Consider the following 16,887-nt stretch of genomic DNA (forward strand, 5'->3'; position numbering starts at 1 on the left):
ATTACGCGGTCAGCTCGAAGTTCGGGTAGCCGTTGTCGCGCTCGTCGTCGCAGTAGCGGCGGTAATTGCCGAAACCGCCGATGTAGGGCATGAACACGCGCTTCTTGCCCTCCACATTCGCGCCCATGTACCAGGAGTTGGCCTTCACGAACAGCGTGCCCTCGGCGACCTCCAGCAGGTGATCGGTCCACTTGACCGCCGCCTCCGACCGCGCCTCCGCGGTGCGGATGCCATGGGCGCGGCAGTGCTGCACCAGCGCCAGCACCCAGTCCAGCTGCTGCTCGGAGTGCAGCACCATGTTCGCCATCACCGACGGGGTGCCGACACTGTTGATGCTGAACATGTTCGGGAAGCCGGGGATGCCGAAGCCCAGGTAGGTGACCGGGCCGTCGGCCCACAGGTCGCCCAGGCGGGCATCGCCCGCGCCGTGCAGGTCGATGCGCAGCAGCGCGCCGGTCATGGCGTCGAAACCGGTGGCATAGACCAGGGTGTCGAGCTCGATGAACTGGTCCGCGGTGCGGATGCCGGTCGGGGTGACCTCCTCGATCGCCTCGCGACGCAGGTTCACCAGCGACACATTGGGCCGGTTGAACATCTCGTAGTAGCCCGAGTCGGTGCAGATGCGCTTGGTGCCGATCGGGTGGTCGGAGGGGATCAGGTCGTCGGCGACGGCCTGATCGTCGACCTTGGCGCGGATCTTCGCGACCGCGAACTCGCGAACCAGCTCATTGGCGCGGATATCGCTGTTCTGGTCCGGGAAGACCTTGTTGAACAGCACGCCGCCGCCGTTCCAGCGGTCCTCCATGGCTGCGGCCCGATCCTCGGCGCTCATGTCCAGGGCCTTGGTCTCCAGCGAGGCGTGCGGGGTGGCCGCGCCCGCGTAGTAGGACTTCTCGCGGCGCTGCCGGTAGGTGGCGCGGATGTCGGTCTGCTCCTGCTCGGTCCAGGGGCGGTTCGGGACCGGGACGCTGAAGTTGGCCGAACGCTGGAACACGGTGAGCGCCTGCGCCTCCCGCGCGATGATCGGCGACACCTGGATGCCCGAGGAACCGGTGCCGATCACGCCGACCCGCTTGCCCTCGAAGGACACGCCCTGCTCGGGCCACTGCGCGGTGAACAGCTCCTCGCCCGCGAACGATTCGATGCCGGGGATGTTCGGCTTGATCGGCGCGGACAGGCAGCCGGTCGCGAAAATCACGAACTGCGAACGGAATTCGTCGCCGCGTTCGGTGCGCACCGTCCACATGGCGGCGGCGTCGTCGAAGCTCGCGCCGATCACGCGCTGGCCGAAGCGGTAGTGGCGCTTCAGCTCGAAGCGGTCGGCCACGTGATTGATGTAGTCGAGGATCTCCGGCTGCGCGGCGAACCGCTCGGTCCAGGTCCAGCTCTGCTGCAGGTCCTCGTCGAAGGAGTACGAGTAGTCGACGCTCTCCACGTCACAGCGCGCGCCCGGATAGCGGTTCCAGAACCAGGTGCCGCCCACGCCCTCGCCGGCCTCCAGGCCGAGCACGTTCAATCCGGCCTTCGCCGCCTGGTGGACGCCGTACAGTCCGGCGAATCCGGCCCCGATGATGATGACATCGAATGGGCTGCCCTGCTCGGGATGCATGCGCGCGACCTCTCACTATTCGTCCGGCGATATTTCGAATAGGCATATCGTCGCGGCGAATGCGGGTACACGGCGATACCACGTCCCACTGACCAGGAGCGCAGGTCCGGGGGATGGTTACTCGTGGGAGGGTTCGCCGGTCACGACGTGATCGGCGTGGTTGAGGCCCTCGCGGACCAGGCGGGCCAGGTGGCCGTCGCGAATTCGGTAGATGATGCGGCGGCCCTCGCGGCGGGTGTCGACCATGCCCGTGAAGCGCAGCTTCGCCAGATGCTGGCTGACCGCGGTCCGGGACGCGCCGCAGGCCACGGTGAGCGCGGAGACATCGGCCTCGGCGTCGGCCAGGATCCACAGGATGTGCAGGCGGGTCGGATCGGAGAGCATGCGGAAGGTCTCGGTGGCCACATCCAGCCGGGCCTCGTCCGGGGCGACCGGATGGGTGAGGCTGGGAGTGGCGGAGGGCAGCGATTCGGCCTTGCTCACCTGATCACCTTCCTGCCGCGGGCACCGCCTCGATGTCGGCGGGGACGGACGCGGGCCAGACCCGCGCCGCGGTCGTCGCTGCCAGTGTAGCGAGCGCGGCCAGCACGATGGCCGTGGTCGGCAGACCCGCCAGCGCGCCCAGCTTGCCCGCGATCGGATAGGTCACCAGGAAGCAAGCGTGTGACAGCGAGAACTGGGCGGTGAAAACGGCTGTGCGATCGGAGAGTTGGGTCTGGGCGCGCAGCAGGCGGGCCGACGGGGTGCTGATCATCGAGGTGCCCGCGCCGAGCAACAGCCAGGTCAGGGCCAGTACGATCGCGCCGGCGGTGCGGGGGAGCAGCGGCGGCAGGGCCGCGGCGATCAGGCCCAGCGGCAGTAACGCGCTGCCGGTCAGCATGAATCGCCGGTCGGGGAGGATCGTCAGCAGTCGCGGGGTCGACAGCGCCACCGCCATCGATCCGAACCCGAAGCAGGCCAGCGCGAGTGCCACACCGGTATTGGAGCCGTCGAGCTGGTCGCGCACGTACACCACGGTGTTCACGATGACCAGCGACGAGGCCGCGGCCACCACCATGTTCAGGGCCAGCAGGCCGCGCAGCACCGGGCGGTTCATCATGACGCGCGCGCCCGCGGTGATGCGTTCCAGCAGCGGGGCCGAGTGGTCGGCCGGGGCCAGGCGGGGGAGCCGCGTGGTCACCACCAGCAGCGCCGAGGCCACGAAGCCCGCGGCGGTGCCGACGAACAGTGAGTGATAGTTGATCACCGTCAACAGGGCGGCGGCCAGCATCGGGCTGAGCAGCGACTCCAGGTCGTAGGCCAGGCGCGACAGGGACAGGCCGTGCGTGTAGTCCTCCTCGTCGACCAGGATCGACGGGATCAGCGACTGGAAGGCCGGGGTGAAGGTCGCCGAGGCCGACTGCAGCAGCGCGATCAGCACGTAGATCTGCCAGGTGTGGGTGACGAACGGCAGCATGAGCGCGATTCCGGCCCGCACCGCGTCCGCCGATACCAGCACCAGGCGGCGCGGCAGCCGCCCGGTGAGCGCCGAGATCACCGGCGCCACAGCGACATACGCCACCATCTTGATGGCCAGTGCGGTCCCCAGCACCGCCCCCGCCTGGCCGCCCGCCACCTCGTAGGCGAGCAGGCCCAGCGCGACGGTCAGCAAGCCGGTACCGACCAGGGCGACGACCTGGGCGGTGAACAGCTTGCGGAACTGAGGATGGCGCAGCGCGACGAGCATGCCGCCACTATAGGCCAATAGGTGCGCAGGTGTGCACATGATGTCGCATATATGTTTCCGGCACCCCGTCGCCGTGCGGGTGACTGGGCGATTCGTCGCTATCCTCACTGTCATGGGGAGGAATCTCGCGGCCGGCGCCCTGGTCGCCGCCGCGACACTGGCACTGGCCGCCTGTGCCCGCCCCGACGCGCCCATGGCGGGCAACCTCGACCCGCAACCCGGCGCTCCCCGCGATGTCGCGGCCACCGAGCCGCCCGCCCCCGTCTCCGGGCTACAGCCGTGCGGCGATATCGGTTCCGCCGCCACGCCTCCCGACTGCTACCTGCAGTCACACGACAGCGCCGGACTCACCTTCGAGGTCCGTCACCACGGCCACGGGCAGCAGAGCGCGGTCACCGTCACCACCCTGGACCCCGAGGGCGTCACCCTCCAGACCCTGACCGAACCGGCCGTCGGCACGACCGAACCGCGCCTGCGCGACGTCGACAACGACGGCCGCGACGAGCTGATCATCCCGGTCATGGCCGCCACCGCCAATATCCGGTACGTCATCTACCACGCGGCGCCCGACGGCAAGCTCCAGCGCTCCGGCGAACTCGCCGGAATCGGCATCGACACCTCCGCCGCGGGCTACACCGTCATCACCGCCCGCGACTCCTACGAACTGTGGAACATCCAGTTCTGGACCTTCGACGCCGCCGTCCTGCACCCGCTCGTCACGGTCGAGGTCCACTTCCTCGACGACGGCACCGGTCACGTCGGCGGCAGCGAATGCACGGTCGTCGACACCGGCGGGCTGGCCCGCACGGGGCTCAGCCCCGACCAGGCCACGGCCCAATTCTGCGCCGAACCAACGGTGCTGCGGGTCAAGCGCTGACCGGCTTCGCGTACCGCCGGCGCAGCCACTCGGCATAGTCGAAAGACACTGCCTCGCCCTCGGAGTCGAGGCACAGCGCGGCGTCGCGCACCCGCCGGATGGCCCGGCCGATGGGCGGCACCGGGAAGGGCAGCAGGGCCTGGCCGAGGGTTCGGCCGCGGAGTTCGGCGAGCTCGGCCAGGGTCTGCACGACCGGGCCGCCGACATCGCGGACCCGGCCCGACGGCCCGGCCTCCACCGCGTCGGCGAGCCGGCCCGCCACCGCGGTCACGTCGACCGGCTGGAAGCGCATGGCGCTGTGCGGCGCGATCCGGAACTTCGCGCCGCCGCCCAGCAGTTCGTCGATGAGCTCGTGGAACTGGGTGGCGCGCAGCAGGGTCCACGGGATCGGGCCCTGCGTGACGGCCCGCTCCTGGGCGACCTTCGTCCGGTAGTAGGCGAACGGGACCCGCTCACACCCGACGATGGAGATCTCCACGTGATGGCCGACCTTGGCACGCTGCTCGGCGGCCAGCAGGGCGCGCACGCCCTCGACCATGGTGCGGGCGCTGCGCGGGCCACGGTGATTACCGGCGTCGACCACCGCGTAGACGCCCTCGAGTGCCGCGTCCAGGCCCGCGCCGGTCACCAGGTCGACCGCGTGATGCTCGGTCCCCGGCACCGGGTCGGCCGGTGCGGACCGGCTCAGCACCCGCACGGTGTGGCCCCGGGCCGCCAGCTCACGGACCACCGGCGCGCCCAGGGTTCCGGTGCCGCCCACCACTGCTACCTGCATTTCGACTCCCCTTCCTCGATCTGCTCGTCTCGGACGCTAGAACTACAAGGGATGGCGCTCAACATGATTCATCGCATGGTGTTCGATTGCCCACAGCGTTCGATTACCCACATTCGATGCGCTGTCGCGGGGGTGGTGCGGTTGGACGTCGGGCTCAGATGTGCGCGCCCTTGGTGCGATTGCAGGCGCGGCACAGGATCTGCAGGTTGGCGGGGCTGGTCGCACCGCCGCGGCTGATCGGGATGATGTGGTCGAACTCCAGATAGTGGGTGTCGCCGCACTCGACGCACTTGCCGCCGTCGCGCTGCCACACCACGGCCTTGACATCCGGTGGAACCGAACGGGTGTCGCGGCGGCCGGGGGTGAGGGCCAGGCGTTTGGCCACCCGGAGCGCGCCCTCCATGGCGGCGGCCGCGTAGTCCGGATCGGCGAGTTCGAGGATCGCGCCGCCGCGCGCGGAGGTGGCCGAGATCTCGATCCGCCCGGCGGTGGGGGTCACCGAAACCACTCGGGCCCAGGGCATCTCGATGCCGGTGTCGGGGCCGGTGAAACGGAGTTTGCGGTTGCTGACGATCAGGCGGCCCTCGGTGCGTTTGGGGCCGCGGGCCAGCTGGCGGACGTGGACGGCGGGCAGGTTCAGGTGGACGCGCTCGTCGGGGTCCAGGTGCAGGCCGGTGGTGGGCTGGTGCGGGAGTTCCCCGGAGCGCAGCCGGGTGAGCAGGCGGGCGCGGTGCAGGCGGCGGCGCAGGTCGTCCACCAGCGGACCGGACAGGGACAGCTCGGCGGCGGTGTCGTCGAAGTCGTCCAAGGTGGACTGCTCGACCACGCCGTCGGCGAGGGCGAAGGCGACCACGCGTTCCAGATGCTCGGAGGCGGCCGGGCACAACAGGTCCAGGGCCGCGGCCCGGTCGATGCGCTGGAAGCGCAGATCCGACCACATCGACTCCCAGTCACCGCCGGCGCGCAGGACCCGTTCGGCGCGGGGTCGCCAGTCGCGCAGGTATTCGGTTGTCTCCGTACCGCATTCGCGGCACAGCGGGGTCGCGCCGAACAGTCCCGCGGCCGCGCTCAGCAGGCCCCGGCGGGGCGCGCCGCACCGTGGGCAGTGGCGGGCGTCCCGCGCCGGGACCGGGCGGGTCGAGGCGGTCCAGGTGCCGCCGTCCCACCAGCGCAGGCGGGCCGGATCGCGCGGGTCCGGATGCCAGTCCGCCCGTTCGGGATCCGAGGGCGGCGGGGTGCGACGCGGTTCGGCCTCGACGCCGCGCGCGGGATCGATCCGGATACCGAACTCGCGCACCAGCCCCGCCAGGCTGACCCCGGGGTCGGCCAGCGCACCGAACTCCCACGCGCCGTCGGCGCGCGTGAACTCGCCCAGCACCAGCGCCGACGCCGGCTGCGACGCGTCCACCTCGTAGGAGACCACCGGGCTGTCGTGGTCGAACACGGTGAGCCGCAGCCCCTCGACCCCGGCGAAACCCTGGCCGCCCCGGCCGGAACCCTCGGTGTCGGCGACCGCGCCGATGACCACGATCCCGGCCACCTCCGGCCCGGTCCGCGGTAGCGACACCGACAGCCGGGCCGTCCCCGCCGCCGGCTCGCGATCCAGCGTCACCGCCTGCGAGACGTGGCGGGGCGCGTCGAACCAGACGAAATCGCGGTCGGACCGGGCCCGGCCGTGCTCCGCCACCAGGACGGCCTGCGCCCGCACCGCATGCGACGACCGCCACGAAAGCACAACCGTCAGAAGCGATGTCGGAACCGTCGTTCGCTCACCCTTGGTCAGTTTCATCGTGGTGGCACTATGCCACGAGCCACCGACAAAACCGGCCACCGGCCACCGGGGAAACCGCACGCCCGCCCTCGCGGCCGATCCGGAAATCGTGCGGCACAGTAGAGGGATGACCAACCCCAAGGGGAGCGACCAGCAGAACCCCGCCCCGCGCGGCAAGGGCGCCGGCTCGCGGGTGCCCACCGCCGGCGACATCCTGGCCGCCGCGCAGGCCGCGGTCGAGGCCGCCCAGAACGCCGCCGGGCTGGCCCTGGACTCGGCGCAGGTCACCGCCTCGACCGCGTTCGACACCGCGGTCCGGTTGCCGCCCGCCTCCATCCAGCTCGCGGCGCAGCTGCCCGACCTCATCCAGAGCCTCACCACCGCGGTCGAACGCCTCAACTCCACCATCGACCGGCTCGACCGCACCCTCGCCCTGGCCGAACCGGCCTTCGTCGCCTACGACCGCGTCCTGACCCGACTGGAATCGGTCACTGCCCTCGGCGAGGACATCATCGAGCGGCTCGACAAGCTCCCCGGCGTCTCCCTGCTGGGGCGCCTCACCGGCGGCCGCGACAATCCGGAACCCGAACCGCCGCAGGACAAGTCCCGCCGCCGCAAGTGAGGTGACCGCGGCGGTCAGGGCAGGGGGAGCGGAGCCCGCGGCGGGACGCCCAGGCCGGGCAGGGCGCGCAGCGCGGCCGCGGCCTTCCACACCATCTCGTGGTACTCGCCTTCGGGATCGGAATCCAGGACCACCGCGCCGCCCGCGCCGATCCGCCACCGGCCGTCGTAGCGGACCGCGCTGCGGATGACGATGTTCAGATCGGCCGCCCCGCCCAGGCCGAGGAAGCCGATCGTGCCCGAATAGACTCCGCGAGCCTCGGTTTCGAGGGCGTCGATGATCTCCAGGGTGCGCAGCTTCGGCGCGCCGGTCATGGAACCGCCCGGAAAACAGGCGCGCAGGCAATCGACGACATCCAGCTCCGGACGCAGCCTGCCGCGGACGGTCGAGACCAGTTGGTGCAGCGTCGTGTACGTCTCGACGGCCATCAGCTCGGGCACATGCACCGAATCGACCTCGCAGACCCGGCCCAGATCATTGCGGAGCAGATCCACGATCATCAGGTTCTCGGCGCGGGTCTTCGGGTCTCGCGCCAGGTTCGCGGCGATCTCCGCGTCTTCGGCGGGTGTGTGGCCGCGCTTCGCGGTGCCCTTGATCGGCTTGCTCTCCACGGTCCGGGACCGGTCCAGCTTGAGGAAGCGCTCGGGGGAGGAGCAGGCGACCTCCAGGCCCGCGAAGCGCAGGAAGGCCGCGTAGGGGGCCGGATTGCAGCGGCGCAGTGTGCGATACACGGTCAGGCCGTCGGCGTCGCCCGGCGGATACGCGCTGTCGGTGATGCAGATTTCGTACGACTCGCCCGCGTGCAACTGCTCCTGGCAGGCGGCGACATCGGCCAGATAGCGGGCGCGGCCCCGGGTCAGCAGCGGCGCGACCGTCGCCTCGTCGGCGCGCAACTCCAGCAGCGGCGGATTCTCCCACGTCGGAAGGGTTTCCACGACGGCTCGGGTGGCGGCGAGCCAGTCCCGGGCGGCGGTGGCGGCCTCCGGATCGGTGAGGGCCAGCAGGTGGGTGCGGCCCGCCTCGTGGTCCACCACGATCAGGCGATCGGCGAAGATCCACTGGGCGTCGGGGGTGGGGGAGCGGTGCGGTGCGACGGCCCCGCAATCGGCCTTCATCTCGTAACCGAGGTAGCCGACGTAGCCGCCCGCGAAATCGAAAGGCACGTCCGGGAAGTCGATCCGGCGGCGGCGCAGCTCGGCGGACAGATAGTCGAGGACGCTGCCCGGGACCGTGCGGCTCCCGGCCGCGGACTCGACTTCCACGTGGCCGCTGCCCACCCGGTAGCCGACCACCTCGGCCAGCGGGCCCGACGCGTCACCCAGGAACGAGAAGCGGTCCAGCCCCGGCTCCACGTGTTCGCTGTCGAGCCAGAAGGCGTGGGGGGAATCGGCGTAGAGGGCGTCGAAGACGGCCTCGGCGTCGACCGCGCGCTCCACGACGGTCCGCTCGACGAGGTAGCGGACGGCGGTGTCGACCGGGCGCGAGGACTCGGCCTCGATCGCACTGCGCGCCACTGGTGTTCGCTCGGACGGCAGGGAGACGCCCTGTCCGCGATGGTATTCGGCGGTCAGCGCGGCGAAATTGCGCAGCAGCTGTGCACCGTGCTCGCTGGAGACGGACTCCGGATGGAACTGCACGCCCCACTGCGGGCGGGTGCGGTGGCGCACGCCCATGATCACGCCATCGGGGGCGGTGGCCGTGACCTCCAGGGCCGCCGGGAACGGCTGGGCGGCGCACAGCGAGTGATAGCGCACCGCCGAGAACCCCTGCGGCACATCGGCGAACAGGCCGCGCCCGTCATGGCTGATCAGATCCGGATACCCGTGCCGGGCCCGCGGTGCGGTGACCACCTCGCCGTCCGCCGCGATCACGATGCCCTGATGGCCCAGGCATACGCCCAGCAAAGGGAGGTTGGACTCGGCGATGAGCGCCGCCGAGATGCCGAAATCGCGGGGGACATCCGGCCTGCCCGGCCCGGGGGAGATGACGATATTGTCGAATCCGTCGAGCCCGAGCTCCTCGATCGACCCCACCTCGTCATTGCGCACGACCACGGGTTCGACCCCGTTCACCCGGCTGATCAGCTGATACAGGTTGTAGGTGAACGAGTCGTAGTTATCGATCAACAGCGTGCGCATTTGACCACGCACATTACGCTGTGTCCTTTTGCCCTCCGCTTCGCTCCGGGCGGGTTCGCGGCCCCGAAGTCTCGATTCTTCCCTCCTCCGCTTCGCTCCCCCGCTCCAAGGCGGAGGTCTATCAAGCCGCAGTCCAGAATCGAGACGGCCGCGAACTGTCAGTTCTCCTTCTGCGGGCGACCGCCTTCAGTTTGCATGGATCGTTGCGGCACAATGGTCGGCATGTCTGTTGCGCAGCCGTCCGAAGTGGATCGTGACGTCGTCGATTTCGCCATCGTCGGAAAGTGGATGGAGGAGCAGGGCTTGCCCGGCGGCGAGTTCGAGGAGGTCAAGCCGCTCGGCGGCGGCACCCAGAACATCATGCTGCGCTTCCGGCGCGGCGGCCGCGACTACGTGCTGCGGCGCGGGCCCGAGCATCTGCGCACCGCCAGCAACACCGTCATCCAGCGTGAGTCCCGCATCCTCGGCGCCCTCGGCGACACCGAGATCCGCGCCCCCAAGGTGATCGCCGCCTGCCCCGACGAATCCGTGCTCGGCGCGTCGTTCTATCTGATGGAACCCATCACCGGCTTCAACCCGCAGAACGAACTGCCCGAACTGCACGCCGGTGACCCCGAGGTGCGGCGGCAGATGGGTCTGTCCGCGGTCGAGGCCATCGCCCGGCTCGGCTCCCTCGACCACGAGGCGCTCGGTCTGGCCGACTACGGCAAGCCCGAGGGCTTCCTGGAACGCCAGGTGCCGCGCTGGCTCGAGGAACTCGACTCCTACAGCGTCAACGAGGGTTACCCGGGCCCCGAGATCCCCGGCGTCCAGCAGGTCGGCGACTGGCTCGACCGCAACCGGCCGGTGCAGCCCGAGGCGGGCATCCTGCACGGCGACTGCCACCTCGCCAACATGATGTTCTCCTTCGACGGCCCCGACGTGGTGGCCATGGTCGACTGGGAGATGTCCACCATCGGCGATCCGCTGCTCGACCTCGGTTGGCAGATCGCCACCCGCCCCGAACCCGGCACCACCGGCGCGGCCCTGATCGGCTCCCTGGGCGCGGTCGGCGGCCTGCCCACCGCCGAGGAGATGATCGCCCACTACGGGCGGTTCTCCGATCGCGACCTGAGCCACGTCACCTGGTACACCGTGCTGGCCTGTTTCAAGCTAGGCATCGTCCTCGAGGGCACCCACGCGCGCGCCTTCGCGGGTAAGGCGCCCAAGCAGGTCGGCGACTTCCTGCACGCCATCACCCTCGAACTGTTCGACAAGGCGCACAAGCTGATGGAGTGACGGCAAACCTGTCGCCATCTCGACGACAGCTGGCTGAATATTGGTGGCCGACAATCAAATGCCACCGTAAGTTGGGGCCATGCCGATCGTTCCCGACGCCGAAGACTGGACCTGGGTGCTCGAACGCACCTGCGCCGACTGCGGGTTCGACCCCGACGCCATCGCCTTCGCGGCGGTGCCGGGGTCGGCCCGCGCCAGTGTCACCCGGTTGCTGGCCGCGCTGGAACGGCCGGACGCGCGGCTGCGGCCCGACGACTCCACCTGGTCCGCGCTCGAATACGCGGCCCACGTGCGCGACGTGTGCCGCATCTTCACCCATCGGCTCGACATCGCGCGCACCGGCGGGCCCCGGCCCGGGCCGGTGATCGCCGCCTACGACACCGCGGTCACCGTGGGGGACAACGGGATTCCCATGTTCGCCAACTGGGATCAGGACGCCACCGCGGTCGCCGAGAACTACGGCGCGGCCGAGACCGCCACCGTGGCAGCCGAACTCGCGGCCGCGGTCGACGTGGTCGCCAACGCCTTCGCGGCCGTGCCGGACGACGAACACGACCGGGCCGCGCTGCGCAGCAACGGCTCCGCGTTCACCATCGACTCGATGGCGCGGTACTTCCTGCACGACCTCGTGCATCACGCGCTCGACGTCGAACGCGGCTGAGGATCAGCGGCAGCGCAGCAGGGCGTCACGCAGATTGCGGGAACGAACGTCGTCGAGCACCGCCATGCCCAGGCGGTTCATCACGTACCCGAAGCCGAGACCCGTTGCCGGATCGGCGAAACCGAACGAGCCGCCGTAGCCGGTGGTGCCGTAGGCGCGCTTGTCGGAGCCGAACCGGAAACCGCCGCGGGACTTGCGGAAACCCAGGTGATAGCGGCTCGGGGTGAGCAGCACCAGATCCTCGGCCGGGACGTCGTCGGCGGTGTCGGCGGTGGCCAGGCGGTCCAGCAGGGCCCGGTCGATGGGTAGCTCACCGGTCTGCCCGGCCGCCGCGCCGTAGACCCGGGCCAGGGCGCGCGCCGTGCCGACGCCGCCGGTCGCCGGGCTCTCCACCGACAGGAACTCGCGTCGCGCGGCCCGGGCGGGCGCGCCCACCTGCGGGCTGTTCAAGGCGCGGAAGGACAGGCCGCGCTTGCTGTAGAGCTGGATACCGATGCGCACCGGGAGATCCCGCTCGTAGCGCAGGATGTCCAGGCCCTCGGTCGCCGACAGGGTCGCCACCCGATCGAGGGAAATCTCCTCCGGCAGGCCGATATAGAACTCCGCGCCCACCGGGGCGGCGATGTCCTCGGCGAAGATGCGGCCCAGCGTGCGATGGGCGGGATCCACCCGTCGCAGCAGCTCGCCCTGGTACAGGCCGGCCGTGATCGGGTGATAGCCGTGCCGGGTTCCAGGCCGCCACAACGGTTTCTGCTCGGCCAGGACCACGGCCATGCCGTCCAGATCCGCCATGTCCGTGAGCCGGAACGGGCGATCCAGGGCCGCCAGGCCACCCTGATGGTCGAGCAGCTGGCGCACGGTGATCGATTCCTTGCCGTGCGCGGCGAACTCGGGCCAGTGCAGCGCCACCGGATCCTCGTAGTCGAGCAGGCCCTTCGACACCGCCGACGCGATCGCGAACGCGGTCATGCCCTTGGTCGAGGACCACACCGGGGCCATGGTGTCGCGCTCCCACGCCGCCGTGCGCTTGCGGTCGCGATAGCCGGCCCACAGATCCACCACCGGCCGATCCCCGTCGAAGACGGCCACCGCCGCACCGATCTCGCCGTGCCGGGAGAAATTGCGGCGGAACGCGTCGGCGACCGGACCGAAACCCGCGTCCACCTCGCCGTGGACCGTGACCTGCTCACTCATGATGGGGTCGATCGTAACCGGGTTCGGCGACAGCGCCAGGGTGAGCGCTCGAGCGGGCGACACCCGGCGCTCGGCCCGGCGATGCGCGGCGACACGGCCGGGCGACGCAGCGCACACCGCGCGACGCCAACACATAGCTACGTGTGGCCGAAGACCTTGCCGGACATGGTGACCGCGCGATATTACTGCCGGTCCGAACCGGTATCGCGGCCGGGCATGCCCGGAATGCCGCGGATTACCGCATCATTGCTGCGCGGCGTGCTGGTGCTGCGACGCGGCAAGCCCGACCTGCCGCGCTCGTTCCCGACGTTGGTGCCGGTGGTGCCGGTCATCGGCGTGGGCATGTGCGTGTGGCTGCTCGTCCATCTGCCCCGGGGTGACCTGGCTGGCGTTCACCGTGTGGTCGGCGATCGGGCTGCTGGTGTACGTCGGGTACGGCAGGCGGCGATCGGCGCTGAACCGGGCCGCCTAGGCTCGACGTATGCGAGCGCTCGAGCAGATTCGACAGTGGCCGGTCCGGAACGCGGCGGCGGGTGTCGTCGTCCGGGGCAAGGGTGTGGTCGACACCGAGGGGGATACCGCGCGGGTGTTTCCGCTCGCCTCGGTGACCAAACCCCTGGTGGCGTACGCGGTTCTGGTGGCGGTCGAGGAGGGGGCGATCGAGCTCGACCAGCCCGCCGGGCCGCCCGGATCCACCGTGCGGCACCTGCTCGCCCACACCTCCGGGCTGGCCTTCGACACCGATGCGGTGCTGGCCGCGCCGGGCGCGAAGCGGATCTACTCCAGTGCCGGATTCGAGGTGCTCGCGGATTTCGTTGCGGCGCAGACCGGTATCGCGTTCGACCAATATCTGCACGAGGCGGTGTTCGAACCGCTGGGGATGACGTCCTCGGTGCTGACCGGTCCCGCCGGGCATGCGGGCCGCTCGTCGGTCGCAGATCTGCTGCGCTTCGCTGAAGAATTGCTGGAACCGGAAATTCTGAGTGCCGAATTGGTTTCCGAGGCAAGCGAAGTGCAATTCCCGGGACGCAATGGCGTACTGCCCGGCTACGGCTCGCAACGGCCCAACGACTGGGGACTGGGATTCGAGATCCGCGACCACAAGGCGCCGCACTGGACCGGGGGCGCGAACTCGCCGCGCACGTTCGGGCACTTCGGGCAATCCGGAACGTTCCTCTGGGTGGATCCGAATGTCGGCATGGCGTGTCTCGCGCTCGCGGACGAGAATTTCGGGGACTGGGCCCGGGCCGCGTGGCCGACCCTCAGCGATGCCGTGATCGCGGAGTTTGCGTAGACGGCGACACGGTCGCGGAGTAACACACGCAACATCGGGCACTCCAGTAAACTCGGGCCACGCCGAGCTCGGACCAGGGTCGTTGGGGAAGACGTACCTCGTCGAGCCGGAGGTGTCAGTGGTGCGTGCGTCTAGTCAGTTCGCGGAGGCGACGTCTGGGGTCGTCTATGTCCATTCGTCGCCGGCCGCGCTGTGCCCGCATATCGAATGGGCACTCACCTCGACCCTCAAGGCCCCCGCCAAACTCCGCTGGACCGTCCAGCCCGCCGATCCCGGGCAGCTGCGCGCCACCACCGATTGGTACGGGCCAGTCGGTACCGGGGGGAGATTAGCCAGAGCATTGCGCGATTGGCCCGTGCTGCATTTCGAAGTCACCGAGGAACCCAGCGAGGGCGTCGACGGCGAACGCTTCAGCTTCGTCCCCGGCCTCGGCATGTGGAGCGGCGCCACCGGCGCCAGCGGCGACGTCATGGTCGGCGAGATGCGGCTGCGCGCGATCGTCGCCGAGGCCCGCGCCCACGGCCGCGGCACGGCCGCCGAGATCACCGCCGAAATCGATCGCGCCCTCGGCACCGCCTGGGACGACATCCTCGAGCCCTACCGCCTCGGCGGCGACGGCGCGGACGTCACCTGGCTGCGCCGCGACGTCGGCTAGACCCACACCACCGGACACACCGCGCGGACCGCCGAACCATGCGAGCCTGCCGTCGCAAACGCCCCGAAACGGGCAGAATGCCCAGGGGAGGGGCAGCCGACGAGGAGGATTCGTGCGGACCACAGCACAGATCGCGGGCACGGCACTGGCCGTCATCACCACGGCCCTCACCCTGACCGCCTGCAACGACGCCACCAGCAACAGTTCTTCGGACGCCACCAGCAGCGCCGCAAAACCCGCCCCCTCCGCCGCCGCCTTCCCGGCGGCCGGCCACGACGCCGTCCAGTGCGGCACCGGCCCCTGGGGACTCGCCGTCGTCGCCTCCACCGCCAAGGGCAACGACTTCTGCCCCACCGCCCTCTCCGTGGCGGGCGCCTACGCCGACCAACGCGCCAAACAATCCACCGGCGACATCGCCGTCACCGTCGCCACCATCCGCTGGGTCTGCGGCGAACGCGCCGGCACCCCCAACCCGTACCAGGAATGCGCCAGCCAGAACGAATCCGCCGACAAAGTCCGACTCCAGTCCTGAACTCGGCCAACGGATTCGCGCGCTGCCCGTGCCGGGCGTTCGCTCGATCGTGAACCCCGAGAATTCCGCCGCCGAATCGAGCCCGGCGATCAGCCACCGACCCGCCGCGCGAGCGGAACACGCGCCACGCGCGACTCGCCGACCATTTCGGCGCGCTCCGGGCCATGAACCCGGTCCGAGTCTGCTGCGTACTTCCGGAACACCTGAGCGGCGGCGTTCAATAGGGCGAATGACCGATGTGCTGTGACCCCGTACAGCGCAGCCCGAATTTCGCCACGGAGGCAGACGGACACCTTTGAGGAGCGGACATGACCACTGCGGAAATCGATATCGAGGGACTGCGCTCGGCCGTCGACGGGATGGTGATCACGCCCGCCGACCCCGGCTATGACACGGCTCGTCAAGTCTGGAACGGCGGCATCGACCGCCGCCCCGCCGTCATCGTCCGCCCCGCCTCCGCGGCGGGTGTCGCGGCCGCCGTACTGGCCGCCCGCCGGTACAACCTCGAGATCACCGTGCGCGGCGGCGGCCACAACTACGCCGGCCACGCGGTCGCCGACAACGCCATGATGATCGACCTCCGCGCCCTCGATTCGATCACCGTCGACACCGACGCCAAACTCGCGCACATTGGGGGCGGCGCGACCTGGGCGCAGGCCGACGCCGCGACCTCCGCGCACGGCTTGGGCGTGACCGGCGGGTTCATCTCCACGACGGGTGTCGGCGGCCTGACCCTCGGCGGCGGCATGGGCTGGCTCACCATGCGCTGCGGCCTGAGCTGCGACAACCTGGTCGCCGCCGAGGTCGTCACCGCCGACGGCCGCGTCGTGGTCGCCTCACCGCGCGAGAACGCGGAACTGCTGTGGGGATTGCGCGGCGGCGGAGGCAATTTCGGCATCGTCACCACCCTCACCTTCACCCTGCACGATGTGCCGTCGCCGGCCCAGCTCGCCATGCTGTGCTGGACCCCCGAGCACGCCGCCGAGGGTCTGGCCGCCGGGCGTGAACTCATCGCCGGCCTGCCCAAGGGGTACGGCGGCGTGATCATGGCGGTCAGCGCGCCGCCCGCCCCGTTCGTGCCCGAGCACTATCGGGGGCAGCCGGGATTCTTGGTGGCGGTGGCCGGATTCAGCGATCCGGACGAACTCGAGGCCATTGTCAAGCCGCTGCGCGACGCCGCCCCGCCCCCGGCCTGGGAACTGGTCACCCCGCTCCCGTACACCGCGCTGCAGCAGATGTTCGACGACTCCGCACCGCCCGGACTGCACGCGTACGAGAAGTCCCTCTACGTCGACGATCTGTCGGACGCCTGCCTGGCCACGCTGATCAGCACCTTCCCGCAGCGCCGCTCCCCGCTGACCCTGGTCCCGATCTTCGCGCTGCGCGGCCGCTACAGTGAAATCCACGAGGACACAACGGCATTCAGCGGTTCCCGCAACCCGTGCTGGGCCATCAACATCAGTGCCATCACCCCCGACCCCGCCGATTTCGCGTCGGAACGGCAGTGGACCCGCGACTTCTGGGATGCCTTGCGCCCGTACGCCAATTCCTCGGCGAGCTACGTCAACTTCCTCGTGGACGACGACCCCGCCCGGCTCCAGGAATCCTACGGCGAGAAGTACTCCCGCCTCACCGCCCTCAAGGCCGAGTGGGACCCGGACAACGTCTTCCACCACAACGCGAACATCCCTCCGGCCTGACCCGGAATCGATTCCCCCGCAACGCAAAGCGGGCGGTCTCCGTGGAGACCGCCCG

The 16,887-nt window shown here is 70.2% G+C and carries 17 protein-coding genes; 9 read left to right on the forward strand and 8 right to left on the reverse strand.

Features of this window, described 5'->3' with window-relative positions:
* Position 1: 1 nt before the first annotated feature.
* The 3 genes from ACFV4K_RS27395 to ACFV4K_RS27405 all read right to left on the reverse strand — a co-directional run bounded on the left by ACFV4K_RS27395 (position 2) and on the right by ACFV4K_RS27405 (position 3,335).
* Positions 2-1,609, reverse strand: coding sequence for a flavin-containing monooxygenase (locus ACFV4K_RS27395; RefSeq protein WP_379278758.1), 1,608 nt, complete (start codon positions 1,607-1,609; stop codon positions 2-4).
* A gap of 117 nt (positions 1,610-1,726) precedes the next feature.
* Entirely contained in the window at positions 1,727-2,092 is a 366-nt protein-coding gene (locus ACFV4K_RS27400) for an ArsR/SmtB family transcription factor (protein WP_379278759.1), read from the reverse strand.
* A 4-nt stretch (positions 2,093-2,096) separates the two neighbouring features.
* Entirely contained in the window at positions 2,097-3,335 is a 1,239-nt protein-coding gene (locus tag ACFV4K_RS27405) for an MFS transporter (protein WP_379278760.1), read from the reverse strand.
* A 112-nt stretch (positions 3,336-3,447) separates the two neighbouring features.
* Here ACFV4K_RS27405 and ACFV4K_RS27410 point away from each other — a divergent pair, with 112 nt between their 5' ends.
* Positions 3,448-4,212, forward strand: a complete 765-nt coding sequence (locus ACFV4K_RS27410; protein WP_379278761.1) for a hypothetical protein — start codon at positions 3,448-3,450, stop codon at positions 4,210-4,212.
* Here ACFV4K_RS27410 and ACFV4K_RS27415 read toward each other — a convergent pair.
* Positions 4,202-4,987 carry an SDR family oxidoreductase gene (locus ACFV4K_RS27415; RefSeq protein ID WP_379278762.1) on the reverse strand — a complete coding sequence of 262 codons (786 nt, stop codon included), beginning with the start codon at positions 4,985-4,987 and terminating at the stop codon, positions 4,202-4,204. The two genes, ACFV4K_RS27410 and ACFV4K_RS27415, sit on opposite strands and share 11 nt — an antisense overlap.
* Positions 4,988-5,141: 154 nt before the next feature.
* Positions 5,142-6,776, reverse strand: coding sequence for a TerD family protein (locus tag ACFV4K_RS27420; RefSeq protein WP_379278763.1), 1,635 nt, complete (start codon positions 6,774-6,776; stop codon positions 5,142-5,144).
* A gap of 109 nt (positions 6,777-6,885) precedes the next feature.
* Between ACFV4K_RS27420 and ACFV4K_RS27425 the strand changes: the two genes are divergently transcribed.
* On the forward strand, positions 6,886-7,380 hold the full coding sequence (locus ACFV4K_RS27425; protein ID WP_379278764.1) for a hypothetical protein: 495 nt from the start codon (positions 6,886-6,888) through the stop codon (positions 7,378-7,380).
* 14 nt (positions 7,381-7,394) lie between these two features.
* On the opposite strand, the gene pabB is transcribed toward ACFV4K_RS27425, so the two are convergent.
* On the reverse strand, positions 7,395-9,518 hold the full coding sequence (gene pabB, locus ACFV4K_RS27430) for an aminodeoxychorismate synthase (RefSeq protein ID WP_379278765.1): 2,124 nt from the start codon (positions 9,516-9,518) through the stop codon (positions 7,395-7,397).
* 213 nt (positions 9,519-9,731) lie between these two features.
* Here pabB and ACFV4K_RS27435 point away from each other — a divergent pair, with 213 nt between their 5' ends.
* Together ACFV4K_RS27435 and ACFV4K_RS27440 are read left to right on the forward strand one after the other, a co-directional pair.
* Positions 9,732-10,796, forward strand: coding sequence for a phosphotransferase family protein (locus ACFV4K_RS27435; protein ID WP_379278766.1), 1,065 nt, complete (start codon positions 9,732-9,734; stop codon positions 10,794-10,796).
* A 79-nt stretch (positions 10,797-10,875) separates the two neighbouring features.
* Complete coding sequence (locus ACFV4K_RS27440; protein ID WP_379278767.1) at positions 10,876-11,457, forward strand: DinB family protein; 582 nt, start codon at positions 10,876-10,878, stop codon at positions 11,455-11,457.
* A 3-nt stretch (positions 11,458-11,460) separates the two neighbouring features.
* Here ACFV4K_RS27440 and ACFV4K_RS27445 read toward each other — a convergent pair whose 3' ends face one another.
* Both ACFV4K_RS27445 and ACFV4K_RS27450 read right to left on the reverse strand, forming a co-directional pair.
* Positions 11,461-12,651, reverse strand: a complete 1,191-nt coding sequence (locus ACFV4K_RS27445; protein ID WP_379278768.1) for a serine hydrolase domain-containing protein — start codon at positions 12,649-12,651, stop codon at positions 11,461-11,463.
* Positions 12,652-12,833: 182 nt separating this feature from the next.
* Complete coding sequence (locus ACFV4K_RS27450) at positions 12,834-12,983, reverse strand: hypothetical protein (protein ID WP_379278769.1); 150 nt, start codon at positions 12,981-12,983, stop codon at positions 12,834-12,836.
* A 44-nt stretch (positions 12,984-13,027) separates the two neighbouring features.
* Here ACFV4K_RS27450 and ACFV4K_RS27455 point away from each other — a divergent pair, with 44 nt between their 5' ends.
* The 5 genes from ACFV4K_RS27455 to ACFV4K_RS27475 all read left to right on the forward strand — a co-directional run bounded on the left by ACFV4K_RS27455 (position 13,028) and on the right by ACFV4K_RS27475 (position 16,832).
* On the forward strand, positions 13,028-13,123 hold the full coding sequence (locus ACFV4K_RS27455; protein WP_379278770.1) for an amino acid permease C-terminal domain-containing protein: 96 nt from the start codon (positions 13,028-13,030) through the stop codon (positions 13,121-13,123).
* Between the two features lie 9 nt (positions 13,124-13,132).
* Positions 13,133-13,945: a serine hydrolase domain-containing protein gene (locus tag ACFV4K_RS27460; protein ID WP_379278771.1), complete on the forward strand. Its 813-nt coding sequence runs from the start codon at positions 13,133-13,135 to the stop codon at positions 13,943-13,945.
* 121 nt (positions 13,946-14,066) lie between these two features.
* A complete protein-coding gene (locus ACFV4K_RS27465; protein ID WP_379278772.1) occupies positions 14,067-14,600 on the forward strand; it encodes a DUF3145 domain-containing protein in 534 nt (177 codons plus the stop codon).
* Between the two features lie 112 nt (positions 14,601-14,712).
* Complete coding sequence (locus ACFV4K_RS27470) at positions 14,713-15,132, forward strand: hypothetical protein (protein WP_379278773.1); 420 nt, start codon at positions 14,713-14,715, stop codon at positions 15,130-15,132.
* 308 nt (positions 15,133-15,440) lie between these two features.
* The gene (locus ACFV4K_RS27475; protein WP_379278774.1) at positions 15,441-16,832 is read left to right on the forward strand and encodes an FAD-binding oxidoreductase; all 1,392 of its coding nucleotides are present in this window, start codon (positions 15,441-15,443) and stop codon (positions 16,830-16,832) included.
* Positions 16,833-16,887 lie beyond the last annotated feature (55 nt).

Origin of the sequence: Nocardia sp. NPDC059764 (assembly GCF_042732555.1) — a bacterium.
Taxonomy (GTDB): Bacteria; Actinomycetota; Actinomycetes; order Mycobacteriales; family Mycobacteriaceae; genus Nocardia.